Source organism: Chryseobacterium sp. SG20098, assembly GCF_031844745.1.
GTDB lineage: Bacteria > Bacteroidota > Bacteroidia > Flavobacteriales > Weeksellaceae > Chryseobacterium > Chryseobacterium cucumeris.
In genome coordinates, this window is sequence record NZ_CP134622.1 from 2,170,443 (window position 1) to 2,195,938 (window position 25,496).

Genomic DNA, 25,496 nt, shown 5'->3' on the forward strand with positions numbered 1-25,496 from the left:
TAGATAGTATGGTTAAATACGAGTGGCTACGAGTTGTGACGGAAATACCCGGACTGCTCGATCTTATTATCATAAACTGTTAATTCTGTGATCGGTGCAGATTCTACTTCAACGTTATGCGAAGAGACTCCCCAAGCCTTAAAGTCGTCACTTCCGATATACTTCACAAAATTGTAAATGTTAAGAGTAATCTTCTGTTTAACAGTTAAAAGGATATCGTTGATATAGGTGTTATCTATGATCACATATTTAAGATCCGGTGGTATATCATGAGCTCTTAAAGATGGGTGGCTGCTTCTTGAAGGAATGGTTCCGTCTGCCATTAGATCTTTAAGGACCATATTGAAATAATCGTTGATTCTTCGGTCTACTTTAAATCCTAAAAGGAAATTGATTTTATATACGGTTCCCGGAAGGATCTCGTCTACAGTATATCTGAAAGTATATGGATCTTCCTGGTTTACAATGCTCAGGATGAAGTAATGATCTGCTCTTTTCGGTTGTTTTTTGATGATGGAATAAATAATTTTAGATTCCACTTCATCATTTCTTTTAGCTCTGCTCAGATAAGCCAGATTGGTAGCATATTTCGGAATAGTTTCGTCCAGTTTCATGTCTTTAAGAATAGACACATATTTTTCTATTTTCACAAACTGGATAAATCTTGTTTTGATCAGTCTTCCGTTATACCATGCATACATAGAAATTCCGATAGAACCAGCCAAAACAACGGTGATCCATCCACCTTCCATGAATTTGATAATGTTGGCACTGAAGAAACCTAATTCGATTGCCATATAAACCATTGCGAAAACCAGAATCAAGACTTTGCTTACTCTGTGTTTCAGGAGCCAGAAGACCAACAGAACGGTTGTCATCAGCATGGTCACTGTAATGGAAAGTCCGTAAGCGGCTTCCATTTTTCCTGATTCTCTGAAGTGAAGCACAACAATGATACACAGGATAAGAAGTCCCCAGTTGATTCTTGGGATATACATCTGTCCTTTTACTCCGGAAGGATAATCAATTTTCTGATTAGGCCAAAGGTTAAGAGACATTGCTTCTGAAAATATGGTGAAAGAACCGGTAATCAACGCCTGACTGGCAATAATTGCTGCTGCTGTTGCTAAAATTACTCCCGGGATGATCATCCATTCTTCCATGATTCCAAAGAAAGGATTCACTACAGAAAATCCAGGTTTGTTATAATTGGTTAAAAGCCATGCTCCTTGTCCAAGATAATTCAGAATAAGCATAATCTTAACGAATGCCCAGCTTATTCTGATGTTTTTTGCGCCACAGTGTCCTAAATCAGAATACAATGCTTCTGCTCCGGTTGTACAAAGGAAAACAGCTCCTAAAATAACAATAGCACTTGGAGAGTTGGCAATAAGTTTATAAGCGTAATAAGGGTTGAAAGATCTTAAAATCTCAAAATTTTCACTCAAATGCATTACTCCCAGTCCTCCTAATACCAGGAACCAAACCACCATTACAGGACCAAAAAATTTTCCGATAAAACTGGTTCCAAACTGCTGCACCACAAAAATGGCAATCAGTATTCCAATGGTGATAGGCACGACAGGAGTATGTGGGTTATAAATTTCAAGACCTTCAATAGCTGACATTACCGTCAGTGATGGTGTAATGACTCCGTCTGCAATAAGGGCTGCAGCACCAATGATTGCAATGAGGTACAACCATCCTTTTTTAAGGTTTCTTACCAGTGAAAACAAAGCAAGGATACCCCCTTCACCTTTGTTATCTGCTCTCAAAGCAATGATCACATATTTTATCGTGGTCTGCAGGGTAAGGGTCCAGATAATACAGGAAAGAGCACCTTCTATGTATTCATTGAAAGGCATATTGCTCCCTTGGGATCTTGCATTCACAATTGCTTTCATTACGTAAAGCGGAGAGGTACCAATATCTCCAAAAACAATTCCTAGAGACACTAAAACTCCTATGAAGGAAAGTTTCTTTATGTCGAAGTGGTAGCCATCTTCTGTAACTTCTGCCATATCAGCTTAATTTATTTTAAAGGCGCAAATTTATACTAATTTTATGACGTCAAGAATTTTTCTTCATGAATATAATAAATGAAAAAACTTCCTTTCGGAAGTTTTTCTCTATAACTATTTTACGTACATCGCTTTTTTGATTTCCTCTTTTACTTTTTCAAGTTTAGGGAACCATTCTGCAAATAATGCAGCAGAGTAAGGTGCAGGAGCATCAGGAGTCGTAATTCTCTTGATAGGAGCATCTAAATAATCAAATGCTTTTTGCTGTACCATATAAGTGATTTCAGAAGAAATAGAAGCAAATGGCCAAGCTTCTTCTAAAATAACCAATCTGTTTGTTTTCTTAACGGAAGCTAAAACAGTATCAAAATCTAGAGGACGAACTGTTCTAAGATCGATAACTTCTACAGAGATTCCTTCTTTCGCCATATCTTCAGCAGCCTGTAAAGCCAGTTTCATGATCTTACCAAAAGAAACTAAAGTAACATCTGTACCTTCTCTCTTGATATCTGCTTTTCCTAACGGTAAGTAGTATTCTTCTTCAGGAATTTCCATTTTATCTCCATACATCTGCTCAGATTCCATGAAAATAACCGGATCATTATCCTGAATTGCAGTTTTCAACAACCCTTTCGCATCGTAAGGATTTGAAGGAACTACTACTTTAAGACCAGGAATGTTTGCAAACCAGTTTTCAAAAGCCTGAGAGTGAGTAGCACCTAATTGACCTGCAGAAGCTGTAGGACCACGGAAAACGATTGGACAATTCCATTGTCCACCACTCATCTGACGGATTTTTGCAGCATTATTGATAATCTGATCAATTCCTACCAATGAGAAATTGAATGTCATATACTCTACGATGGGTCTGTTACCATTCATCGCAGCACCCACAGCAATTCCTGTAAAACCAAGTTCTGCAATTGGGGTATCGATTACTCTTTTAGGACCAAACTCATCCAACATTCCTTTGGAAGCTTTATATGCACCATTGTATTCTGCTACTTCCTCCCCCATTAAAAAGATGGATTCGTCTTTACGCATTTCCTCGCTCATTGCCTGTGCAATTACCTCACGAAAAGTATATTCTGCCATATTTATTCGAAAAATTTAGACTACAAAAATAGTGTTTTTTTATTATACACATCATAAAAACGGTCTTCATTTCCATGAGAAGTCATAATATTAACTGTATTTAAAATTAATTTTCCTTCTTAAATACGTCCTTCTTGTACCTTTTTTATGTTCCGAAGAATTTTCACAGAATTTTTATCTACAAAAAATGACATCCCATTTCTGAGATGTCATCTAAAATTCTATTTAAACTTATATTAATTAGCTTTCTCCCAAACCTGGGTTCTTCCTAGTAAAGATAATCCTAAGTACCCTCTTACGTTCAGTTTATCACCGCTTCTTGTAATGGTACATTTGTATGTTTTTCCTGTTTTAGGGTCTGTAATAGTTCCTCCGGTGAACTCATCACCGTCTTTTTTCAGTCCTCTGATAATCTCCAATCCTAAAATTGGTTTTCCTTTTCTGTCATCTTTACAAACTGTACAGTTTGGATCAGCAGGTTTTATCAACAACTGAGAAACTTTTCCATAGTATTTTCCGTCTGATTTTTTGAATACTTCAACAATAGATTTTGCCTGTTTTGTCTCATCATCTATCGTTTTCCACTTACCTTCTATCTGTGCAAATGTAAGTACACCACATAAAGAAAGTGCGAACGTTAACAATATTTTTTTCATATTTCTTATAGTTTTAATTTTATACAATATTCTTATCTACGTATTGATAAAAATATAAATTAATTTTCAACGAACAAAAATTTTTATTATACAAAGCATAAAGAGGTGAAGAAAAGTAAAATCAATAATTACTAAAACAATTAATTTGCCAATCAGTTTATTGACTATTTCGCCATTCTATTTTTTGTCTTCTGCCTAATACAGCTTCCTGTTAATCACCCTATCCATATAATCCTGATACCAGGCCTTTGCCGTTTTCTTTCCTTGTTCTATTTCAGGATTTTTAACTTCATTCATGATATTTTTTTCAAGGCTCAGATCAGATTTATCATAGACTCCGATGATTTCTTTTCCATCAAAGCGGTAAATATAATTTCCGATCATAAACTGATCTGTACTTCCATCCGAGTTGACTACGATGAAAGGATATTTTTTATCACTTACCAAACTTCTCCCCCAGCTTCGGATAGGTTTGTTATACCCGATAAGATCTGCCAGTGTAGGATAAATATCTGCTTGTTGTGCGATTTCCTGGCTAACACCTTTTAGCTGATACGCAGGATTCGGAGAATAGAAAACTAATGGAACTGCATAACGGTTCATGGCTCTTTCGTATTCCGGATAATAAACCTGATTGGTATGGTCTCCCGTGAAAACAAAAATGGTATTGTTGTACCAAGGTTGCTTTTTAGCCGTCTCAAAATATTGTTTGATCGCATAATCCGTATACTGCATCGGCTCATGGATTTCTATTTTTCCTTTTTTAAATTTCCCGTTATATTTTTCAGGGATTTTAAAAGGGTGATGGGATGATGCGGTAAATACAGTAGTCATAAAAGGTTGTTTCTTCCCTACATTCTTAGCGAAATACTGAAGGAAAGGCTCATCCCAGATGGCCCACATTCCGTCAAAATCTTCATCATGATTATATTCTGTTTTTCCGAAATAATGTTTAAATCCTAAGATATTTCCGAATCCAAGAAATCCCATAGAACCATTTGGGGCACCATGATAAAAAGAAGTATCATACCCAAGATCATTACATACAGAAACAATAGACTGAATTTTCTGATTGGAATAAGGAGATCCTGTAAACGCATCCGTCAGGCTCGGAATTCCGGCCAATACACTGCTCATCCCATGAATAGACTGTCTTCCGTTTGCAAAAGTATTCGGGAAAATAAGGCTTTGGGTAGCCAGACTATCCATAAACGGAGTGTAAGAAACGTAATCTTTGATCTTTTTATCTTTATTGAAAGCTCCTGAATATTCTCTCCCGAAAGATTCTACAATAAAAATAACAATATTGGGACGATTCTCCACTTTTCTGTCATATACTTTATAAGGCTGTACATAGTCTTCAATATATTTTTCATCTACAAAATGAACTTCCTTAAAATTATTGGTATTTAAAGTCCTGAAAAAGGAGAATGTACTATTGAGTACAATGTTTCCCTGAAGCGGATTTGTTACAAAACGAGTAGCATCCACCATATTAATAGGTCTCGTGCTATGCTTAAAATCTCCTCTGATTCCTCCCACAACCAGCACCGCTGTTATACACAAAGTAAGAATAGATGTAATAAAGTAAGGAAGTAGTTTCGCAGGTTTTGTATCTTCTACTTTCACCTTTTTGTATAGAAAAACCCATAAGATCATCAACACGACGTACCAAATCAATACAAAAGGATGTTCTCCCACAGAGATCATCAGTGTTTTAGATACATTGGATTCATGTTCAGCCACCTGAAATACAGCCGAAGTAAGCCTTGCCTGAGCGAATTTATAGTAAATAAAATCCCCGAAATTCATGGCATAAGCAATACCGTTGGTGATGAAATACAGCCAGAATAGGACTTTCTGAAAGATTTTCTTGGTATTAATAACCAGCGGCAATAAACTCAGGAGTATAAATAATGCGTTGACATACAAAATAGCTGTGGTATCGAAAGCCGTACCATGGAAAGCCAGCTTTATGTAATCAGAAACCGAGTCAACTTTAATCAGATCTTTATTAAAATACCAGAATAAAAGTCTGGCAATTTGATAAAAAACATAGGCTAAAAAAATCCTGTAAACCAATGCCAGAACTTCCTGTTTTCTAAATCCTTTTAAAAATTTCATGGAGCAAATTTACATCAAAATCATTTTAATGCATTTTTTAGTTCATATTATTTTGAGTTAGAATTTTTAAAAACTGTAATTTTGTGCTTATGGATTTTATAAAGAATAATCTGGCCAATGCCTTAACTCTGGCTAACTTATTTGCAGGCTGTGTAGGTGCAATACATTTAATTTCAGGAGATTATCAGACAACAGCAATCTGTCTTATTCTCTCTTCTATCTTCGATTTTTTCGATGGCTTTGTGGCCAGAGCTTTAAAATCAAACTCTAATCTTGGGCTTCAGTTGGATTCTCTTGCTGATATGGTAAGCTTTGGTGTAATCCCGGGACTGACGATGTACAAAGCCCTTGAGCCTTTTGGAGCTGAACTTCTTGGAATTCATTTTCCATTTGAGATCAAATATCTGGGATTAATTGTCACTGTATTTTCCTGCCTGAGACTTGCCATCTTTAACCTTGATGAAGAACAACGCTATTATTTCAAAGGATTGAATACGCCTACCAACACCGTTTTACTGTTTGGTCTTTATTATGCCTTTAAAGAAACCGGAACTTTCAGCTTTTTGTTTGATAATGAATTGTTATTGGTTCTGCTGACTCTTCTCACTTCATGGCTTCTGATCAGCCCGATCAAAATGATGGCGATGAAATTCAAATCAAAACAATTAAAAGATAATTACCCTAAAGTTGTATTACTGGTGGGAGGAATTGCTATTCTTGCGATATTCCATGTTATTGGAATTCCAATGCTTGTTATTTATTATATATTGGTGTCTCTTATTTTTCAGGCACAATTAAAATAAACTCATTTAAATAAAACCCGTTTCAATTTATTAATAGTCAACATGAATTTAAAACTCCATAAACCACTTTGTATTTTTGACCTGGAAACCACAGGAACCAACATAGGAAAAGACAGAATTGTTGAAATCTGTATTTTAAAAGTAAATCCGGACGCTTCCAGAGAAAGCAAAACATGGCGTGTAAACCCGGAAATGCTTATTCCTAAAGAAAGCAGTGAGATCCACGGTATTTATGATGAAGATGTAAAAGACGCGCCTACTTTCAGAGACATTGCATCTAAAGTAATGGAAATGATTACCGGCAGTGATTTGGGAGGATTTAATTCTAACAGATTTGATGTTCCCCTTTTGGCTGAAGAACTTTTAAGAGTAGGAATGGATTTTGATCTGAGTAAATTCAGACTGGTAGATGCACAGACTATTTTCCACAAAAAAGAGCCTAGAAACTTAAGTGCTGCTTACCAGTTCTACTGTGGAAAAACATTGGAAAATGCACACTCTGCAGAAGCTGATGTATGGGCAACATTTGAAGTTCTGGATGCCCAGGTTGGAAAATATGATGATATCCCGAATGAAATAGCACCACTAAGTGAATTCACATTCCATAATAAGAATGCAGATCTTGCAGGATTTATCGGATATAATGAAAAAATGGAAGAGGTTTTCAACTTTGGAAAATATAAAGGACAGGGCGTGAAAGCGGTATTCCAAAAAGACTTAGGATATTTCGGATGGCTTCAGAATGCTGACTTTCCATTATATACTAAGAAGGTTTTTACAAAAATTCAATTATCAAGTAGATTTTAAATATGTCTGACCTGGTTCGTTTTAAATTTTATGAAACTGCCCTTGAAGCTAACAGGGACAAGCAGATACTGGCTGAAAACGGCATCAACAGTTTCATTGCGAATGAGCAGCTGATCCAGTCGGATTGGCTTCTGTCACAGGCGGTAGGAGGAATACAGCTTCAGGTGTTTGAAGAAGATGTGGAAAAAGCACAGCAGATCCTGCAAGACTATAAAGACAACGAGCAATATTCGCTGGAAGTAGAACATACCATTGAAGATCCTGAGTTTGATTTTGTATGCCCGAAATGTGGTTCCAACCACATCTACAGGGATGACAGTGCTACCAGTTTCTTTGGTATTTCTTTCCTGACGAGTCACAAATTCAAATGTTATTATTGTGGGAATGAGTTTACGCATTAAGGTTTAATATGGTCAAAAAATTTGGAAAGATTTTTCTCGTTGTTATTCTTGGCTTTCTTGTTTTCATAATAGGAAAATTCATATTGGTATGGAACAGCGTAGAAGTTGATCATAGTTTAAGCCAGAAACCTCTTTTTAAATCTTTTGATCAGCAAAAGCAAACAAGTATTTGGGGTTCAGAGAGTGAAGATATTAAAACCAATGATTTTAAGACAAAGTCAGACAGTATAAGTCCAGCATATTATAGCTGTTCTATTACTGAAAATCCAATGCTAAATGTTACATTTTTTGTTGGAGATGGTTTCAGCGGTGGTGGTTTTCAGATAGATATTTTTCAAAGCAGATATAAAATCTCTCCCTATTCATATACTGACAATGTAAAACTCTTTGATTTTTTGGACACAGGAGAATATTATAAAGTTTTGGACAGTAAACTTATTCTGGATAAAGAATCTTATAAAAAAGGAGATAGCATCTTCGGATATACTGAACTCAAAGTTCAAAGAAGATATGGTCCTGAAAAATATATAGAAGAAGGTAAAGGATATTTTAAAGGTAAAGTAAATTAATTAAGTTATGAAAATAATCTGCATAGGAAGAAATTACAGTGAGCATGCAAAAGAATTAGGAAATGAAATTCCTGAGAATCCTGTTATCTTCATGAAACCGGATACAGCCGTTTTAAAGGGAAATGATTTTTACATTCCCGAATTCTCCAATGATATTCACTACGAACTTGAAGTGGTACTAAAAATTTCAAAAGGAGGAAAATATATTCAGAAAGAAACAGCACACAAGCATTATGAAGAAATTGGCCTGGGAATAGATTTTACGGCAAGAGATCTTCAGAGTGAACTGAAATCAAAAGGTCTTCCGTGGGAGCTTGCCAAAGGTTTTGACGGTTCGGCTGTGGTAAGCAGTTTTTTCAAAAAAGAGAGCTTCAGCCTTGAGAACCTTCAGTTTTCGTTATTAAAGAATAAAGAGAAGGTACAGGATGGCAATACAAAAGATATGATGTTCAACTTTGATGATATTATAGCTTTTGCATCTCAGTATTTTACATTAAGAGTAGGTGACCTTATTTTCACAGGAACTCCAAAAGGGGTTGGAAAAGTAGATGAAAATGATATTCTGGAAGCTTACCTTGAAGAGGAAAAAGTATTGGATATCAGGATTATGTAAAAAACCATCAGTTATAAACAAAAAGCAATAGTTCCGGGAGCTATTGCTTTTTTTATTATATTGAAATCTTAGTCATTCTTTTAAAAATTGTAATCATTTTTAAAATCCCTGGTCAGAAGTTCATATATTACCTTGAACCAAATAATAATGCATGGTACGGCTTTTAAGGAATATTTGATAATATAATTCTTTTTAATAAATTTCGGAAACAAATCCGATGTTGAAAAGCAGGTAAAGATAATAACGAAAACCAATAATCCAATCAGGAAAGGAGTCCTTTCTTTTTGAAGAAAAAACCAAATCATCACTCCTGTTACCGCAATAATATAGGTAGGTGATTCAGAACTTGAACTGAATAAAACCAAAAACAATAATGATGAAGCGAGGATCATCAGGCGGAAAGAATAATATTGATATTGTCTGATTCTGATATAGGGTGCCGCAAAGAGTGGCATTCCGAAAGCCAAAAATGCAAGATTAGAAATGGAAGCATCCCCGGAAATTCTTCTGAAAACCCCCATTAATGAAATATCCTGTCTGTTTCCCAGTATCTGATTCTCTGTATTTTTGTCAACAAGAGAATGAAACCAGTCGTAATAACTCTGAAAAACAAATACCGGACTTGAATAAATCATAGGAATCACAAAACATATCCCAGCAACAACCAGCCCCGAAATGACAAACTTTAATTTATTTTTGATAAAAGGAAATTGAGTAAGGCCTACTACTCCATAAATCTTAACAAAAAACAATATTACAATAGCAGTAACAGATTTCACTTCTTTTTTTTCATAAATATAAATTGCAGACAGCACCAAAAGTCCTGTTAACGCAACATTGAACTGATAATACAAGGAAGCAGTTATAAATTCCTGTAAACACAACCATGCAAAAAAGGATTTCTTTTTATCAGAAAATGGCAGCTTATATAGTGCGAAGAGGAATATAATGGTATTGGCAATGTTCCAGACTATCATTCCTACTCCATCCTGCAATATAGCAAAAGGCGCTATCAGAGCACTGAAAAAGACCCCGTAATGATTACTGTCAAAAAAAATATCGGGATATTGCAGAAAAAGGTTTTTCTGCTCCAGCGTATGCACAAATACATATTTATATAGCAAATAGTTGTTGTAAGACTGAGGACCGCTTAAATAATTGATTAAAGCCGTACCAGCAGCTACTATAACATATATAGTAAAAATAATTTTGTAATTCCCTGTAAACCTGAGAAGAAAATCCTTAACATTTTTCATGAGATGAATTTAAAATAAATAAGCTATTTATTTAAGATAATCAGACAAACTTGCTTTCACATAATCCATAAGTGCATATCTTTTTTTATAGGATGACCTTTTCTCAGATTTGATCTCACCCATACTTTTTCTGGTAATCTCCAATGGCAATAGATACCAGCCACCTCCATGGTCTCTTCCGCCAATTTCTTTCCAGAAATCATCATAAGAAAAACAAATGGTATGAATAAACGGCAGATGAACAAAATGTTTCTTGTTCTGTGCCTGGTACTTTCCTCCAATCCCCATAATTAACCTTACGTCAAATTCTTTACAAAATCCCTGCAGCATCTCTATCAAAAAGGATTTTGGTCTTATCCCATACATGAATTTTTGAGCTTCTTTCGTCACATAGGTCCCATTAATAGCTGGCCGCCCCTGCAGGCAGCCGATTCTGCACACCCACTCATTCTTTTCACTTTTTTCCATTGAAAAGGAAACCGAAGCTATTTTGCCATGAAGCTGATCAATAACTAAAGAAAAGACCAATTCTCCCTCTTTTCTGTAGCGGTCATCATATCCTATTTCCAGCCTTCCAGGCAAACTGTTTTTTAAAGAAAATTCGCAAATAACCGAATCGTCCTTTTGGATAACTTTTTCAATACCATGAGCATAAATAAAGTTATAAGTATCACAGATAATTTTGATTTTCCTTCTGATACCGTACCGGGTTGAAAGATAAGCTTTGAAAGGTTTTAGAAAAAGTCGGGGTCTGTATACCAAAATTTCCCTGTATCTGTCATTATCTAAAATTGAAAACCAATACTGTGACGTTCTATAATTCCACAATGATAGTATAAAACTTTTATATTGTTGTCGACGTAAATATTTTGGTTTTTCAGTGCTGAAAGCTGTTTTTGCGTAGTGCCAAGCTTTTATACCAACTTCAAACATTTTTTGTAAAAATTTCAACAGTAAAACAATTTAATAAAAATAAATTAGTTTATTTTCAAAATTTAACTCATTTAATTAAATTAACAACATGATAAAAACCCAAATGAGTATATTTTATTCAGTAAATGTAATAAATCCTTACGACATGCTTAAAATAAAATTATTCTATTTTTATATAATTAAAAAGCAAAATCTACATTAATTATTCATATTTCTGGACACGTGACAAACAATTATAAAGCATAAATGAAATTATTACTTTTTTCAGCTCTTATATTACAAATAAAAAAAATTCGGAATATCCCAAAAGTCTAAGATTAAAAACATCCAATATTATTAGATTTTAACATGAAGTCTGACAAATTTTTCCTATCTTTAGGTAACAAAATTAGAGGTTATGATAAATATTGTATTACCCGTAGATTTTGGGGACAAGACAGACCAATTGGTAGACGGTGCCATAAAATTTGCAAAACAGCTTAACGGCAGAATTTACCTGATCCACGTAGCGCCATCAGATATCGGCTTTGCCATTGGTGATATGGGATTTCAATATTTTCCTGAAGTGGAAGCCAATGAAATCAGAGAAGAGCTGGTGCAGCTTAATAAAATTGAGCAAAGAATCATCAGTCATGATATCGATTGTGAGCACCTTTTAAAACAGGGACTTGCCAAAGATATTATTCTGGAACATGCAAAGGCAAAAAATGCAGATTATATTGTGATGGGATCACATGGCAGAAGCGGAATCTATGATGTATTTGTGGGAAGCTTAACAAAAGGGATTACAAAAAGTTCAAGTATTCCTGTGCTGGTACTTCCTATTCACGACTAAGCAAAAGAAATTTTAATCGTTAGTAATAAAAAAACCGATCAAATCATAATGTTTGATCGGTTTTTTACTATATAACCAATTAATTAACCTTCTTTTTTGTAGATATTCGGATCGTAGTAAGGGTGCTTACCTTCCGTTGGAGAATAATAGTCTTTATCTTTATCGCCACCTAGTGTAACCACCAGTACATAGCACCAATAAGTGAATAGTACACAGCAAACTATAAATAGAATCCAGTTTAAAACATTACCGAAAGCATCAAAGAAACCGAAAGACCATTTGAAAACTTTGCTTAAGAATAGAAAGAAAGACGTCATTATTTTCCTTTTTTAAATTAACTTTGTACAAATTTATAAAAAATGTTTAAATTACTTTCAAAAGAAAGCAATATTTTTTCAATTCCTGTTTATATTGGTTTTCTTCTTTTAGTAGTCATAATATTTAACATACTGAATTTCAATACTTACGAAGCCATAGTTGCCGGAATAACTTTTCTGGGAATTGCTTTGGGATATTTTTGTTTTCACAGTGTTGCCCTTAATTATCAGACCCATCTGCCCTTATTTTTATACACCTTTTTTATTTTCGGGCTGTATCCCGGAAATCTGGATATAGGAATTGCGGTTTCTCTGCTTACCAATTCCTTTCTTATCCTGCTACTGACGAGTGCAGATGAAGATATCAGGAAGAAGTCTTATGTATTGGTGGGATCTATTGTAGCTCTGAACTTTATTTTTCTCCCTACAACATGGCCGATGGCTGTTTTTGTTATCATCCACGTGATTGCAACTTCTGCCAAAATCACCCTGAACCTTTTCAGGTTTCTATTGGGAATTGTTTTGATTACATTCAGCTATTTTTCTGTCATGTATTTTGTTCAGTTCACATCATGGAATATTGATTATTTTCCGTTTGGAAGAATGAAACCGGTAACAGATTACACAGAACTTCTGCCATTGATACCTGTGGTTCTGATGCTTATTTATGCAGTATATGACCATTTTAAAAATTATAATAAGAAAAGTCCGATAAGCAGGTATAAATACACTTTCCTATTGGTTTTTTCTGTGGCACAGCTTGTTTCCATCATTTTATACATGAATAAAAGCTATGAATATCTGCTTCTTCTGGCATTTCCCTCAAGTATTATTCTGAGCAGAATGATGAGATTTTTACCTAAATACTGGATGCGTGAAGCCAGTGTATGGGTTATTATTATTAGTTTACTGACCTTTAAAGCAGGTACAGTTTTTGATTTATTTTAGAAAATTATGATTCAGATAGACGATAAATTGATTTCAGAGGAAATTTTTTCCGAAGAATTTGTTTGCAACCTTACAAAATGTAAAGGTGCATGTTGTGTGGAAGGAGATGTGGGAGCTCCGTTGGATAAAAACGAGCTTGAGATATTGGACAGTATTTTTGACAAAATAAAACCTTACCTTACTCAGGAAGGAATTAAAGCCCTTGAAGAACAGGGAACATGGACTACTGATCCGCACGACGGAATGTATGTTACTCCAATGGTGGAGAACCGCGAATGTGCTTATGTAACGTTCGATGAAAAAGGAATTACGAAATGTGGTATTGAAAAAGCGTACGAAGATGGTGCCGTGGACTGGCAGAAACCTATATCCTGCCACCTTTACCCAATCCGTGTTACGGAATATTCGGCATTTACCGCATTGAATTATCACGAGTGGAATGTATGCAGTGATGCCTGTACCCTTGGAAAAGAGCTTCAGGTGCCTGTTTATAAGTTTTTAAAAACTCCACTGACGAGAAAGTATGGTGAAGAATTTTACACCGTTCTGAGCGAAGCTGCTGAAGAATGGAAAAAAGAATATGGTTCTTAACCGATATGTATTTGAATGAAATAATAAAAACCGCAGAGAGACCTGCGGTTTTCTTATTTATTAAAGCTTATAAAAAATAGGTTAATTGGAGGTTTCTGCTTTTTTAACTTCCCCTTTTCTAGCCTTTTCCCAACCATCTTCCGGCATTAACGTTGCTATATTTTTTTCTTTCGTAAGGTATTTTCTGGCAACATCCTGAAGATCTTTTACTGTAAGTGCTTTTACTTTATCCTGATAATTTAAGATATCATATTTGTCACTTCCGTCTAATTGATTCTGGGCGATACCCTGCAGCCAGAATCCATTGTCTTTAAGACTTGTTTTATATTCGTTGTATTCTCCTTCTTTGTATTTATCAAGATCCTTTTGCTCTGGTCCTTTATCTATCAATTTTTGTAATTCTGCCATGGCACTTTTGGTAAGCTTTTCTACATTTTCAGGGCCACAGGGGAAATTAACACTAAAATCATACGCACTGTATGGTATTTTACTGAAGCTTCCACTTGCTCCTCCTCCATAAATGCCACTTTCATCTTCTCTTAGTTTTTCAAGAACTTTAATGGTAGCTACTTCTCCAAGAGCCGAAAGTGCCATCACTTCTTTCTCATTGTAAGGAGCTTCTCCACTGTAAGAAATTGTTACAAGGCTCTTCGGTTCTTTTCCTTTTTTATAAACCTTAGTATATTCTCCTTTCACCGGTCTGTAGCCTGTATCTTTAAATGTAGATGATTTTCCAGTTGCAGGAAGTGAAGCAATATACTGCAGGACTTCATTTTTAAGCTGTACTTCATCTATATTTCCTACAAAATAGAAATGGAAATTACCTGCATTAGCAAATTTTTGTTTGTAGATATCGTAAGCTTTCTTATAATCTGTATTTGCCCAATCTTTTTCCGTAGGTTCGAGGCCGGTGAACCGTGGGTTTTTCTGATTGATAAATTTGGAATATTCATTAGAAAAATAATATCCCGGATCCGAATCTACATTCGCCAGCATTGCAGATTTTTTTGTTTTGTAGGCGTTGAATGATTCAGAGTTATAGTTTAAATCTGTAAAACAAGCATAGATTAACTCCATCGCGGTCTTCAGATCCTTTTTCGAGCTTGTTCCGGAAACACCTTCTGTAAGGCCACCCACATAAGCGCTTGCACTCACCTGTTTCCCTGCGAGATAGTGTGCAAGATCTGTTTTGGAAAGCCCGGCTAGTCCAGCTTCAAGCAAAGCATCAAATGCGTATTTTGTTTTATTGTAATCAGTATCGGGAATGACAGACACTCCACCCAGGCCTATTGCTGCAAAAACAATTTCATCATCTTTAAAGTCTGTTTTCTTGAAAGTGACCTTAGCACCGTTGCTCAAAGTCCATGTGGTAGTTCCTAATTTAGCATCTGCTTCTGTTTTAGTAATTTTTCCTTCAGATTTAAAAGGCTTTATTAAACTTTCGGTTTTCGTTTTTTCTTCATAAGGCTTAAGATCAGCCATTTTTACGGCATCAAATGTTTTCAGAACCATCCCTTCTGTTGGCATTGTAATATTATCCTTTTTTGGACCAGTGATAACTATAACCCTGCTATCATCTTTTACCAGCTTTTTGATAATTCTATTGGTCTGTTCCAGTGCTATGGTCGGAAGGATTTCTTTAATATGTTCATATCCCCAGGTAATTCCAGGTATTGGTTCCTGTCTCAGGAAATTGTTCACATAACCATCGATAAGCTCACCACTTTGGTTTTTATCTTTGTTGTTGTAAGCCCATTCATAAGAAGAAAGCATCTGATCTTTTGCTCTGTCCAGCTCAGATTGGGTAAATCCAAATCTTTTGGCTCTTTCCACTTCTTCCAAAAGAACTTTTAGCCCATTCAGCTGATCACCGTCTTTTGTAGCAGCTGATCCCTGAAATGCTTCTTTACTTCTTGCAAAAGTTCCTCCGTGATAAACAGAACCATAACTAAAAGGTGGATTTACAGAGTTAACCAGCTCTGCCAATCTGCTGTTGAGCATCATATTCACAAGGCCTTCTGCGACACTTTGATCATACTGCTGAACTGTTATATCCGGTTGGTACACTTCGGAATCTTTGATAATGAACTGCACTCCTGAACCTGTTGCATCAGGATCTGTTTCAATAGCTACCAGTGCTTCTTGATGGTTCGGAAGATCAAAAGATTTTCTTTCTCTTGGTTTTGAAGGATTTTTATATTGACTGAAGTTATTCTTAATCTTTTTCTCTATTTCATCTACATTGATATCTCCAACAACAACAATTGCCATCAGATTCGGTCTGTACCAGTCCTGGTGGAATTTTCGGATAAGATCGGGTTTGAAGTTTTCCAGTACTTCTTTTTTACCGATTGGTAGTCTTTCTGCATACTGAGATTTATATAAAAGCTTAGGAAGATATTTATCCATCATTCTCTTATCAGGCCCAAGACCTAACCTTAGTTCTTCCAATACGACTCCTCTTTCTTTATTGATCTGCTCATCAGAAAGTGTTGTATTAAATGCCCAGTCTTCCAGTACTTTCAGTCCGGCATCCAGATTTCCCGGTTTATCTAATGGGACTGGAAGCATATAAACTGTTTCGTCAAAACCGGTATAAGCATTAAGGTGCTGTCCGAATTTTACTCCGATAGATTGTAAAAAGTCGACTAATTTATTATCCGGAAAATTTTTGGTTCCGTTGAAGTTCATGTGCTCCATAAAGTGAGCCAGTCCCCTTTGATTTTCGTCTTCAAGAATAGATCCTGCATTGATTGCCAGACGGAATTCTACTTTTTTCTCACGTAAAACATTTTTTTTGATGTAATACTTCATCCCGTTGGAAAGAGTACCGATTCTTAAGGACGGATCCACAGGGATGTTTTGTCCACAGACATTTAGAGACATCAGGAAGATGGCTGAAAACGAAGATAATATTTTTTTCATCTACATTATTTTTGACCCTCAAAAATATCGATTCTCTATGCAATCAGCCTTTTACCACAGGGTTAAATTGAAGTTAAAAAAATTAAATATTACAAAATGAAAATAAATTGTTTCTTTTATATTGCTTAAAATGATTTTTAATTAAAAACATTCATTAATTATTTAAAATAGACTAATTAAAAATAAGCTCATCTGATTCATTTTTCTTGAAATTACGGTTAACAGATCCATATATACTTCTTTTAAACCCAAAAAACCGATATAAAATACAACAGCCTAATTGTTTTGATTGAAAAATTCAGTTTCTGAAACGCTGCAATAGCATATTAAGAAAACTTATCAGCATTCGGTTCATATTTTCTACCATAAAAAAAACCGGGAATCCCCGGTTTTGATTACTTAAAAAGTATTTTCTTATTTAAAATCAGCATCCGAAACTCCGGAGTTAATAACCACTTTTGTGGTTTTAATTGTCATTTTCTGACCTCCACCTTCAGCTTCTACTTCAGCAGGGAACTGTATTCCGTCTACCGCCATATAGCTTTTAATGGTTGCTTTACCTTCTCCGGCATCTGTTTTATATAAAAGTCCTGTTCCGGCATCGAAATAGAATTTACCTTTGTCTGAAGACAATACATTATAATCTTTTCCGTCAAGTTTTTCTGTAGATACAGCCTGGAAATTAGAAGCATCAAATGCTAAAGCATCCATTGGCTTTCCTTTTTTAAGTTCAGCAATTTTGTCAGCAGGAATATCTGTTTTGGTTCCCATCTGATCAAAATATCCTTTTTCACCATCAAAAAGCTGTACCATTTCTTTCCCCATGAAAGATTGTACAGATTTGAATTTATTTCCTAATTTCTTAGTTGTCATTTGGATTTCCATTCCCTGTACAGCCACTGTGTTATCAGTAATGGTAGATTTTACAGCGTCCAGTTTATCTTTTCCACCTAACGCTTTGAAATAATTATCAATAACCTCTTTAGGTGTAAGTTTTGATTGTACGGCTTCTGTTTTAGCAGATGCAGCCCCTTTTTTCTGAGCTGCTGCAGGCACTGAGAAAAGTACAGCGCAGAAAAACGGAATGATGATCTTTTTCATATTTATAATAAAGTTTAAAGAGTAAATATAGGAATATTGGCGGACATACAAATAAATAATGAGCAATTAGTAATGATTGATAATTGATTAATGATTAATGATTTTCAGGTGGGATATATAATAAAAAAAACCGCCAAAAAATTGACGGTTTTCAAATATTTATATCTGGATATAATTATTTCTTAAGCTCTTCTAAAAATTCGTCGTGAGAAATTTTAGTTTCTTTTTTGCTAGCTTTTTCAAGAATTACATCTTTCAATTTAGCCATTGCTACTTCAGAAGAAATTTGTCTTACCTGCTCTTGGTCTTTCAACATTTCAACAGCATATTTCTGGATTTCTTCATCCCCTAAGTGGTGGATTCCGTAGATTGCCAATTGGTTTTTCACTAACTGCTCAGCCTGAGCTAATACATCAGCATAGTCAAGGTTGATTTCGTTCTCAGTCATCAATTTACCTTCGATGATCTGATATTTCAATTGGTTTTTCTCAGCTTCAAGAATTTCTTTAGCCTGTTCTTCAGACTGGATATTCTGGTTAGAGAATAATAACCACTTCACAAGGAAAGATTCAGGTAGTTTTACTTCTTCTTTCTCTGTTACTTGCTCTAATACTTTATTCACGAAGTGAACATCAGCATTCTGTTGGAAATACTCGTCTAATTCAGTTTTCACTTTATCTTTAAGCTCATCTTCAGACTTAATGTTTCCTTCTCCGTATACTTTGTCGAATAGATCCTGGTTAAGTTCAGCTAAGCTTAATGAATAGAAATCTTTTACTTTAACTTCTACTTCATTGTGGTGTAGGTGCTCAACTTCTTCTTTGCTGAATCCTAATTCTTTAGCTAATTCTTCGTCACCTGCAAGAGTTTCTTTCGTTACTTTTACAGAACCTTCCATTTTCAAACCTTTTACCAATTTGAAAGCTTCTTTGTTTTCAGCAGTAATAGTAAGGTTTTTTGGATGGTGGTGGTGCTCTCCTTCAGCATCTTCTTCCACAACCTGAGAAACTTCTAAAGCAATGTAAGAATCTTTAGTGATTTTATCTTGAGGAACCTGCTCAGCGAAACGCTTCTGCATGTTTTCAATGCTCTTACTGATTTCTTTATCAGAAGCTTCTACTTTGTAATGAGGAGCTTCATATTTAGCTAAATCTATAGTGAATTCAGGCTCATATCCTACTTCGAAAGCAACTTCTATTTGATCAGCGTTGTAATTTAATTCGTTTACTGGCTGAGGAACAGGCTGACCAACTAATCTTAATTTGTTTTCATTAACATAGTTGTTTAAAGCATCAGAAACTTGTCTGTTGATTTCTTCAAATGCAATACCTGCTTCATATTGTTTTTTAACCATACTCAAAGGCACTTTCCCTTTTCTGAATCCAGGAACTTGCGCATTTTTAGCATAATTAATCAACTGCTTCTCTACTTTTTCTTTGTAGTCAGATTTTTCCAATGTTACTGTAAGCAATGCACTTACGTCATCATGGTTTTGTGCGGTAACCTTCATTATTGATTAAAATTTTAGGTTGCAAAAATAGGAATTTTTTATGAAAAAAGCCCATTTAAAATCAACTAATAAAGCCAAATATTGTTAAATAAAAAACCACCGGAGAATTCCGGTGGCCCAAACAAGATTAAAGGTATATTAATTAACAATATTATAGTTAGCCTGTGCATCAGTTTCTCCTCCTGTATGAGTTCCGTAAATCACTCCGTTTCCGCTTACGGCAGAAGCTTCAGAAACCGTTACCGGCTCATGGAACAATGTAAGAACCAGCTGACTAGGTGCAGAAGCATTTTTTACCGCAGTATTGACTACCCATTTTGTTTTCAACCCAACACGGTTTCCATCATCTCTGGTTGATTTTTCGTCATCTGTACGGGTTAAAGTGATATCAGAGTTAGGAAAATTATATACAAGGAAATGTTCATCCTTTGCGTCTTTAATTTCCTGAGTAGCATCTTCATCTCCGTTTTTGAAAATAACTTCTACATTATAAGTATGTCCGTTGATCAGTTTAACATTAGGATTAGTAGTACTGTTCACCTGATAATCATAAACAATAGGATTATTAGGGTCAGCCTGATCTGTTACTCTTAAAAGGACATCTGACAATTCTTCCTGAGGAAGGTCATCTGCTTCATCATCGCTTCTGTTACACGATGTTAAGCTTAAAGAAACAGCTAAGAATAAAAGTCCTAAGATAAGTGTTGTATTTTTAAAAATATTTTTCATGTTTTTGATTTTAAATAATTAAAATTGATATTTAAGAGTTAAAATGAAGTTTCTTCCCATTTCGTTGGAAAAGAAACGAAGTCTGTTCAGATAATCTCTGTAAGACGTATTGAATACATTTCGAACTGAGAAATCCATTCCGAAATTTTTAGACAGATTTACCCCTGTCTGAAGGTTCCAAAGGGAATATCCGTTTGGAGGTGTAGAAATATCCACTTCTTCATTGTAAGGATTTCCGTCTGAGTCAAATAATCTGATCGGAACGTTATAAACAGGAAATCTCGTCTGTTTCAGATATGTATTGTTACTTACGGTGAAATAGAAGTTTTTCCATTCTTTTTTATTGAATTCCAATGAATTGTTAAAGTTCGGAGGCATCATAAGAATAAGCGGTACATCATGAGTAGTATCCTGACCATATACATAAGAACCGCTTCCTTTATAAGTCAGATTATCTGTAATTTTAAGCTGAGCATCGATATCCAGTCCATACATTTTTGCATTGATCTGCTGATAACTATATTCTACAAAAGCTCCTCCCCATTGTGTATTCAGATAACCAGTGGGAATCTGATTGATGAAATTCTGAGTATAAAAAAAATAGGGGTTTACAGAAATGTTCAATCCTTTTAGGACATTTGCTTTTATGTCTGCCACTAAATTAAACTGATTTCCGGTTTCACTCTTCATTCTCATATTTCCTCTCTCAATGATCGCTGCAGAATGGTGAAGCCCGTCTGCAAAAAGCTCTGCGATATTTGGAGATCTTGAAACTCTGGCGTAATTGAATTTCAGGTTAAAATATTCGGATGGGTGATAGACAATTCCACCGTTTACTGAAACATTATTATACGTTAATGATGGTTTTGTGAGAATTCTATTTTGATCTATTCTCACTGCAAAATTTGAATAATCTGCAGCATATTTTTTATTCCAGTCGCTCAGACCAAACCATTTTGTTACATCATAATGATCGTAATCATATCTCCCTCCCAGTTCAAGATCCAGTTCCGGCGTAATTTTATATTTTAGTACAGAATAAATTCCTGCATAATATCTGTCATAGTTCGGGACAAGACGTCTTGCCTCAGTCTGCGTATTGGAATAGTTATTCTGATATCCTGCATTAATTCCTGTCTCAAGATTCCAGTTCCCTCTTTCTATGAGGTGGTTTACATTCAGATCATTGGTGATCAGCTCAAGATTCAATGCCGGCTTCTTACTCAACACTTCTGTACGTCTGATATCATATTCTTTTCTATGATTGTACTGAAAACTGTAAGTAGCCGTTATTTTTCCAAAATTTTCAAACCTTTTATAGGCCGAAACTTTAGCGATATGATGTTCAATTTCCTGTCTGGGATTATCGATATCATAGCTAAAATCTCTCTGATAGATAGGTTCTGGTGATGTAAGAGCATTACGTAGATCTTCAGAGTTCCCTACGTGAGAACTTCTAAGAATCCCGACTGTGCTTTTAGTCAGATAATAATCAAAAGAAAAACCTTTTTCAAATGTCATTTTCTGTACACCAAAATTAAATCCTGAGCTCTCAAGACCAGTATTCATCAAGCCATAATCCGGAGCTTCAAGATCTCCCAGTTTTTTATAGCTTCCATTGGTTTTTATACCCCAGCCATTTTCCCAGGTTTTTGCAAGTTTTACATTAAGATCGGCTCCTCTTCCGTTGGAAATTCCGGAAAGAGAAACATTTCCCATAATAGTATCTTTTTTAGGTAAAACCTGAGGTTGTAAAACAACAACTCCTCCTACAGCTCCTGCTCCATATTTCAAGGCTGATGCCCCTTTTATCACGTCGATATGTTCAAAATTGTTGACATCCACATTGGGGGCATGCTCTACTCCCCATTCCTGTTCGGCAAGTTTTACCCCATCATTCATGATGGAAACCCTGCTTCCATAAAGCCCATGGATAATAGGTTTAGCAATATTATTTCCTGTTTTAAGAACATTTACACCGGAAATATTGGTTAATAAATTCCCTAAGTTTTCGGTAACATTTCTTGAAAGCGTTGATTTATCAAGTGTTTTAACCACCATGCTTCCATTGTTTTTATGACTACCATGAATAGTCACGGTTTCAATATCTTTAATGTGATGTTCAAGTGTAATCACCAGCTGAACATCCTTATCAACTCCTATATTTTCAGTATAATCATTGCAATCAGGATGCTGTGCAATGAGTGTATACTTTCCTGCAGGAATTTTATCAAAAGAAAATTGACCTTTCTTATTGGTTTTGGCTGTAAAGTTCCCGATTTTAATCACTGCATTTTCCAGCAATGTTTTATCATGGAAATCCTGAACGGTTCCCTCTACAGTATAAGTTTTTTGTGCACTTGTAAATACTGATCCGCAAAAGATCAGCAGCAGGCAATATATCAATTTCATTGTAAATAGATTGATTGCGTACCCTTTTCAACAGGGTACATTTTTCGTTAAAATTTGTGGGAAGGGTTAGTTTTGATGGTACAATGTATCTTGATAAGAAGTTAAGAAACCGGAAAATAGTAATTGAACATTATTAAATATTAAATATCAATTACAGATTATCAGGTATTTTTCCCAACATCTTGAAACCTTAAACTTTAAACTTTAAACTTTAAACATTGAATTTAAATCAGTAAACATTGAACTTTAAACCCTATAGAATCTATGAATTATGCAAGTGCGGGCGGTCCCCGAAGCTGGAAGGTGAATTTGGTCTGTGACCAGATTTTCTCCTGGATGGCGATGATTTGTTTTACTTCATGGCTGTAATGCTCAAAAGTAAAATTGAATTCTTCAGGAGCTAATGTATGTCCGGTAACCAAAAAGTGGCAGGCCAGACAGTCGCCAGCTTTCTCTTTAGTAACGGCTTTCGTCATCGTATTCTCTGCTTTTTTAAGATGAAAAGCCTTAAAATAGTCTACAGAATCGTGATGGTGAAAGCTTTGAGAAAGCAGCGCGAGGAAATACACTCCAAACAACAGCTTGGAGATAAAACTCTTTAGGTTTCTGCTTTCTTTAAAAATCATGCTTCAAAATTATGAAAATAATTTAATTGTTTCCTTAAACTTTTATTAAATTACTTAATGATTGTTGACAATAGGTAGAAACAAGTACAATTTTGTTACAAAAAAATGCTTCATCTTACTGATTTGATGAAGCATTTATATTTTAGTTTAATCCAGTTGTGTTCCAAGATATTCCCACTCCTGTAAAGCGGTATCCAGCTCCTCCTTAGCTTTGTTGTATTCTTCTAAGGTTTCATCTGAAGGATTTTCTTTGGCAAAAGATGCTTCCATCTGCTCTACTTTTGTTTCAAGCTCAGAAATTTTCTCTTCCACTTTCTTAATTTTATTCTGAATATTTTTCTGTTCTTTACTTACAATATTTGAAGACTGGCTGCTGCTTACGACAGGTTTTTCTTCCACTTTCTTAGGCTCTACCTTTACTTCGCTGTGAAGTTTTGCCTTTTCTGCAGAAATCTCTCTGATGGTTTCCTTTTGTCTGTACTCCAGGTATTCGTTGATATCACCTAGGAATTCTTTCATTTTCCCGTCACGGAATTCGTAGATTTTATCACAAAGTCCCTGAAGGAATTCCCTGTCGTGAGAGATTACTATTAAAGTTCCTTCAAAATTCTGCAGTGCCAGCTTGATAATTTCCTTAGACTGGATATCAAGGTGGTTGGTAGGTTCGTCCATGATCAGCGTGTTGAAAGGACGAAGTAACAGTTTACAAAGTGCCAGACGGTTTCTCTCTCCTCCGGAAAGTACTTTTGTTTTCTTAGTAACGGCATCTCCCTGGAAAAGGAAAGATCCTAATAAGTCTCTTACTCTTGGTCTTGTTTCTTCTGTTGCTGCATCTTCAGCTTCTTCCAGAACCGTTTTATTAGGTGTTAAAACCTCTTCCTGATTCTGAGCGAAATATCCGATGTTAACATTATGTCCAAGATTCCAGGTTCCGGAATAACCTTTAATATCTCCGGCTAAAATTTTAGCCAATGTCGTTTTTCCTTGTCCGTTCTGTCCCAAAAGGGCAATTCTGTCTCCTCTCTGAACGATAAAGTCTACATCATCAAAAATCTGCTTCTGCCCATAAGCTTTTCCAAGATTGATGGCTTCGAAGATCACTTTCCCCGGAACCATAGACTGTACGAAACGGATATTGAATTTCGAAACGTCCTCGTTATCCACTTCGATACGTTCGATTTTATCTAATTTCTTAATAAGGGACTGCGCGAAAGATGCTTTGGTAGCACTTGCACGGAACTTATTAATGTTATCCTCCATTTGTTTGATCTCCGCATCCTGGTTCTTTTTAGCCTGAATCAGTTTCTCACGGCGATCTTCTCTCATGACAAGATATTTCGAGTAATTCGCTTTATAATCATCAACTTTTTTATTGTTGATATCAAAAGTACGGTTGCACACCGCTGTCATAAACTGTTTATCGTGGCTTACCAGAACAATAGCTCCCGGATAATCTTTCAGGAAGTTCTCCAGCCAGATGATAGATTCCATATCCAGGTGGTTGGTAGGCTCATCGAGAAGCATAATGTCGTTCTTCTGAAGAAGCAATTTTGCCAATTCGATTCTCATTCTCCATCCTCCGGAAAATTCATCGGTAATTTTCTGGAAGTCATCTGCTTTAAATCCTAAACCGAATAACACTTTTTCCATGTCGCCTTCAAGATTGTAGGCATCATGATTCATCAAAAGGTCGTTCAGCTCGGTCATTTTATTAATCAGATCCGTGTAGGAATCACTTTCGTAATCTGTTCTTACTGTCATCTGGTGATTCACCTCTTCCAGTTCGTTTTTCCAGGCATTGATCTGTTCAAAAGCCTGCATGGTTTCTGCCCAGACCGTTCTTCCTTTTACGAAATCAAGATCCTGTTTAAGGAAACCAATGGTAACACTTCCTTCAGTGACAACTTCTCCCTCGTAGAAATTAATTTCTCCGGAAAGCATTTTCAACAAAGTGGATTTTCCTGCTCCATTTTTACCAACGAGACCTACTTTATCATCCTTTTTAATGGTGAAATTGACATTTTGAAATAAATAATTTCCTGAATGGTGTAATCCTAAACTTTGAACCGAAAGCATCTTAATTAATAATTAGTAATGAATAATGAATTTTCGGGTGCAAAAATACGGAAAAAGAAATGAATAGCCGAGAAATAAAAAAAGTGGTCAGGATTCAGCAGTTTTTCCTTGTATATAATACATTAAACCAAAAAAGGAGACACCCTCA

General features: G+C 35.4%; 22 protein-coding genes. 8 read left to right on the top strand and 14 right to left on the bottom strand.

Annotated elements, in window-relative coordinates; translation table 11 throughout:
• Positions 1-26: 26 nt before the first annotated feature.
• The 4 genes from RHP76_RS09960 to RHP76_RS09975 all read right to left on the bottom strand — a co-directional run bounded on the left by RHP76_RS09960 (position 27) and on the right by RHP76_RS09975 (position 5,896).
• Positions 27-2,021, bottom strand: coding sequence for a KUP/HAK/KT family potassium transporter (locus RHP76_RS09960; RefSeq protein WP_062673845.1), 1,995 nt, complete (start codon positions 2,019-2,021; stop codon positions 27-29).
• Between the two features lie 114 nt (positions 2,022-2,135).
• On the bottom strand, positions 2,136-3,116 hold the full coding sequence (locus RHP76_RS09965) for a pyruvate dehydrogenase complex E1 component subunit beta (protein ID WP_034696867.1): 981 nt from the start codon (positions 3,114-3,116) through the stop codon (positions 2,136-2,138).
• Between the two features lie 236 nt (positions 3,117-3,352).
• Entirely contained in the window at positions 3,353-3,772 is a 420-nt protein-coding gene (locus RHP76_RS09970; RefSeq protein WP_062673843.1) for a DUF2147 domain-containing protein, read from the bottom strand.
• 195 nt (positions 3,773-3,967) lie between these two features.
• A complete protein-coding gene (locus RHP76_RS09975; protein WP_120232119.1) occupies positions 3,968-5,896 on the bottom strand; it encodes an LTA synthase family protein in 1,929 nt (642 codons plus the stop codon).
• 89 nt (positions 5,897-5,985) lie between these two features.
• Here RHP76_RS09975 and RHP76_RS09980 point away from each other — a divergent pair, with 89 nt between their 5' ends.
• The 5 genes from RHP76_RS09980 to RHP76_RS10000 are packed head-to-tail and all read left to right on the top strand — an operon-like array spanning position 5,986 to position 9,089.
• Positions 5,986-6,699, top strand: a complete 714-nt coding sequence (locus RHP76_RS09980) for a CDP-alcohol phosphatidyltransferase family protein (protein ID WP_288443463.1) — start codon at positions 5,986-5,988, stop codon at positions 6,697-6,699.
• A 42-nt stretch (positions 6,700-6,741) separates the two neighbouring features.
• Positions 6,742-7,506 carry a 3'-5' exonuclease gene (locus tag RHP76_RS09985; protein ID WP_062673838.1) on the top strand — a complete coding sequence of 255 codons (765 nt, stop codon included), beginning with the start codon at positions 6,742-6,744 and terminating at the stop codon, positions 7,504-7,506.
• 2 nt (positions 7,507-7,508) lie between these two features.
• On the top strand, positions 7,509-7,907 hold the full coding sequence (locus tag RHP76_RS09990) for a putative signal transducing protein (protein ID WP_277695449.1): 399 nt from the start codon (positions 7,509-7,511) through the stop codon (positions 7,905-7,907).
• Between the two features lie 8 nt (positions 7,908-7,915).
• A complete protein-coding gene (locus tag RHP76_RS09995; RefSeq protein ID WP_288443466.1) occupies positions 7,916-8,476 on the top strand; it encodes a hypothetical protein in 561 nt (186 codons plus the stop codon).
• 7 nt (positions 8,477-8,483) lie between these two features.
• Positions 8,484-9,089 (top strand): fumarylacetoacetate hydrolase family protein, encoded by a 606-nt coding sequence (locus tag RHP76_RS10000; protein WP_288443468.1) that lies wholly within the window; start codon positions 8,484-8,486, stop codon positions 9,087-9,089.
• An 80-nt stretch (positions 9,090-9,169) separates the two neighbouring features.
• Here the strand turns inward: RHP76_RS10000 and RHP76_RS10005 are convergent, their stop codons facing one another.
• Together RHP76_RS10005 and RHP76_RS10010 are read right to left on the bottom strand one after the other, a co-directional pair.
• Entirely contained in the window at positions 9,170-10,345 is a 1,176-nt protein-coding gene (locus RHP76_RS10005) for a glycosyltransferase family 87 protein (protein ID WP_288443469.1), read from the bottom strand.
• Positions 10,346-10,372: 27 nt separating this feature from the next.
• Positions 10,373-11,278: a DUF535 family protein gene (locus RHP76_RS10010; protein ID WP_311230084.1), complete on the bottom strand. Its 906-nt coding sequence runs from the start codon at positions 11,276-11,278 to the stop codon at positions 10,373-10,375.
• A gap of 397 nt (positions 11,279-11,675) precedes the next feature.
• Here RHP76_RS10010 and RHP76_RS10015 point away from each other — a divergent pair, with 397 nt between their 5' ends.
• Complete coding sequence (locus RHP76_RS10015; protein WP_062673831.1) at positions 11,676-12,113, top strand: universal stress protein; 438 nt, start codon at positions 11,676-11,678, stop codon at positions 12,111-12,113.
• A gap of 83 nt (positions 12,114-12,196) precedes the next feature.
• Here the strand turns inward: RHP76_RS10015 and RHP76_RS10020 are convergent, their stop codons facing one another.
• Positions 12,197-12,430, bottom strand: coding sequence for a DUF6341 family protein (locus RHP76_RS10020; protein ID WP_002976854.1), 234 nt, complete (start codon positions 12,428-12,430; stop codon positions 12,197-12,199).
• Between the two features lie 42 nt (positions 12,431-12,472).
• Here RHP76_RS10020 and RHP76_RS10025 point away from each other — a divergent pair, with 42 nt between their 5' ends.
• Positions 12,473-13,378, top strand: a complete 906-nt coding sequence (locus RHP76_RS10025) for a DUF6427 family protein (RefSeq protein ID WP_062673830.1) — start codon at positions 12,473-12,475, stop codon at positions 13,376-13,378.
• A gap of 6 nt (positions 13,379-13,384) precedes the next feature.
• Positions 13,385-13,969, top strand: a complete 585-nt coding sequence (locus RHP76_RS10030) for a DUF3109 family protein (protein ID WP_034696856.1) — start codon at positions 13,385-13,387, stop codon at positions 13,967-13,969.
• An 81-nt stretch (positions 13,970-14,050) separates the two neighbouring features.
• Here RHP76_RS10030 and RHP76_RS10035 read toward each other — a convergent pair whose 3' ends face one another.
• The 7 genes from RHP76_RS10035 to RHP76_RS10065 form a co-directional block, all read right to left on the bottom strand.
• On the bottom strand, positions 14,051-16,894 hold the full coding sequence (locus RHP76_RS10035) for a M16 family metallopeptidase (protein WP_311230085.1): 2,844 nt from the start codon (positions 16,892-16,894) through the stop codon (positions 14,051-14,053).
• Between the two features lie 414 nt (positions 16,895-17,308).
• Entirely contained in the window at positions 17,309-17,995 is a 687-nt protein-coding gene (locus RHP76_RS10040; protein ID WP_062673827.1) for a hypothetical protein, read from the bottom strand.
• Positions 17,996-18,170: 175 nt separating this feature from the next.
• On the bottom strand, positions 18,171-19,505 hold the full coding sequence (locus tag RHP76_RS10045) for a trigger factor (protein WP_311230086.1): 1,335 nt from the start codon (positions 19,503-19,505) through the stop codon (positions 18,171-18,173).
• Positions 19,506-19,643: 138 nt separating this feature from the next.
• On the bottom strand, positions 19,644-20,234 hold the full coding sequence (locus RHP76_RS10050; protein WP_062676129.1) for a hypothetical protein: 591 nt from the start codon (positions 20,232-20,234) through the stop codon (positions 19,644-19,646).
• Positions 20,235-20,252: 18 nt separating this feature from the next.
• Positions 20,253-22,646: a TonB-dependent receptor gene (locus RHP76_RS10055; RefSeq protein WP_311230087.1), complete on the bottom strand. Its 2,394-nt coding sequence runs from the start codon at positions 22,644-22,646 to the stop codon at positions 20,253-20,255.
• Between the two features lie 269 nt (positions 22,647-22,915).
• On the bottom strand, positions 22,916-23,272 hold the full coding sequence (locus RHP76_RS10060; protein WP_227943437.1) for a hypothetical protein: 357 nt from the start codon (positions 23,270-23,272) through the stop codon (positions 22,916-22,918).
• Positions 23,273-23,419: 147 nt separating this feature from the next.
• Positions 23,420-25,348: an ABC-F family ATP-binding cassette domain-containing protein gene (locus RHP76_RS10065; RefSeq protein ID WP_311230088.1), complete on the bottom strand. Its 1,929-nt coding sequence runs from the start codon at positions 25,346-25,348 to the stop codon at positions 23,420-23,422.
• Positions 25,349-25,496 lie beyond the last annotated feature (148 nt).

Excerpts from the sequence above, each read along its gene's own strand:
- RHP76_RS09970 (WP_062673843.1), bottom strand. The coding sequence starts at position 3,772 with ATGAAAAAAATATTGTTAACGTTCGCACTTTCTTTATGTGGTGTACTT.
- RHP76_RS10020 (WP_002976854.1), bottom strand. The coding sequence starts at position 12,430 with ATGACGTCTTTCTTTCTATTCTTAAGCAAAGTTTTCAAATGGTCTTTC.
- RHP76_RS10050 (WP_062676129.1), bottom strand. The coding sequence starts at position 20,234 with ATGAAAAATATTTTTAAAAATACAACACTTATCTTAGGACTTTTATTC.
- RHP76_RS09980 (WP_288443463.1), top strand. The coding sequence starts at position 5,986 with ATGGATTTTATAAAGAATAATCTGGCCAATGCCTTAACTCTGGCTAAC.
- RHP76_RS10040 (WP_062673827.1), bottom strand. The coding sequence starts at position 17,995 with ATGAAAAAGATCATCATTCCGTTTTTCTGCGCTGTACTTTTCTCAGTG.
- RHP76_RS10045 (WP_311230086.1), bottom strand. The coding sequence starts at position 19,505 with ATGAAGGTTACCGCACAAAACCATGATGACGTAAGTGCATTGCTTACA.
- RHP76_RS09965 (WP_034696867.1), bottom strand. The coding sequence starts at position 3,116 with ATGGCAGAATATACTTTTCGTGAGGTAATTGCACAGGCAATGAGCGAG.
- RHP76_RS09990 (WP_277695449.1), top strand. The coding sequence starts at position 7,509 with ATGTCTGACCTGGTTCGTTTTAAATTTTATGAAACTGCCCTTGAAGCT.
- RHP76_RS10030 (WP_034696856.1), top strand. The coding sequence starts at position 13,385 with ATGATTCAGATAGACGATAAATTGATTTCAGAGGAAATTTTTTCCGAA.
- RHP76_RS10025 (WP_062673830.1), top strand. The coding sequence starts at position 12,473 with ATGTTTAAATTACTTTCAAAAGAAAGCAATATTTTTTCAATTCCTGTT.
- RHP76_RS10035 (WP_311230085.1), bottom strand. The coding sequence starts at position 16,894 with ATGAAAAAAATATTATCTTCGTTTTCAGCCATCTTCCTGATGTCTCTA.
- RHP76_RS09985 (WP_062673838.1), top strand. The coding sequence starts at position 6,742 with ATGAATTTAAAACTCCATAAACCACTTTGTATTTTTGACCTGGAAACC.
- RHP76_RS10060 (WP_227943437.1), bottom strand. The coding sequence starts at position 23,272 with ATGATTTTTAAAGAAAGCAGAAACCTAAAGAGTTTTATCTCCAAGCTG.
- RHP76_RS09975 (WP_120232119.1), bottom strand. The coding sequence starts at position 5,896 with ATGAAATTTTTAAAAGGATTTAGAAAACAGGAAGTTCTGGCATTGGTT.
- RHP76_RS09960 (WP_062673845.1), bottom strand. The coding sequence starts at position 2,021 with ATGGCAGAAGTTACAGAAGATGGCTACCACTTCGACATAAAGAAACTT.
- RHP76_RS10000 (WP_288443468.1), top strand. The coding sequence starts at position 8,484 with ATGAAAATAATCTGCATAGGAAGAAATTACAGTGAGCATGCAAAAGAA.
- RHP76_RS10055 (WP_311230087.1), bottom strand. The coding sequence starts at position 22,646 with ATGAAATTGATATATTGCCTGCTGCTGATCTTTTGCGGATCAGTATTT.
- RHP76_RS10015 (WP_062673831.1), top strand. The coding sequence starts at position 11,676 with ATGATAAATATTGTATTACCCGTAGATTTTGGGGACAAGACAGACCAA.
- RHP76_RS10010 (WP_311230084.1), bottom strand. The coding sequence starts at position 11,278 with ATGTTTGAAGTTGGTATAAAAGCTTGGCACTACGCAAAAACAGCTTTC.
- RHP76_RS10065 (WP_311230088.1), bottom strand. The coding sequence starts at position 25,348 with ATGCTTTCGGTTCAAAGTTTAGGATTACACCATTCAGGAAATTATTTA.
- RHP76_RS10005 (WP_288443469.1), bottom strand. The coding sequence starts at position 10,345 with ATGAAAAATGTTAAGGATTTTCTTCTCAGGTTTACAGGGAATTACAAA.
- RHP76_RS09995 (WP_288443466.1), top strand. The coding sequence starts at position 7,916 with ATGGTCAAAAAATTTGGAAAGATTTTTCTCGTTGTTATTCTTGGCTTT.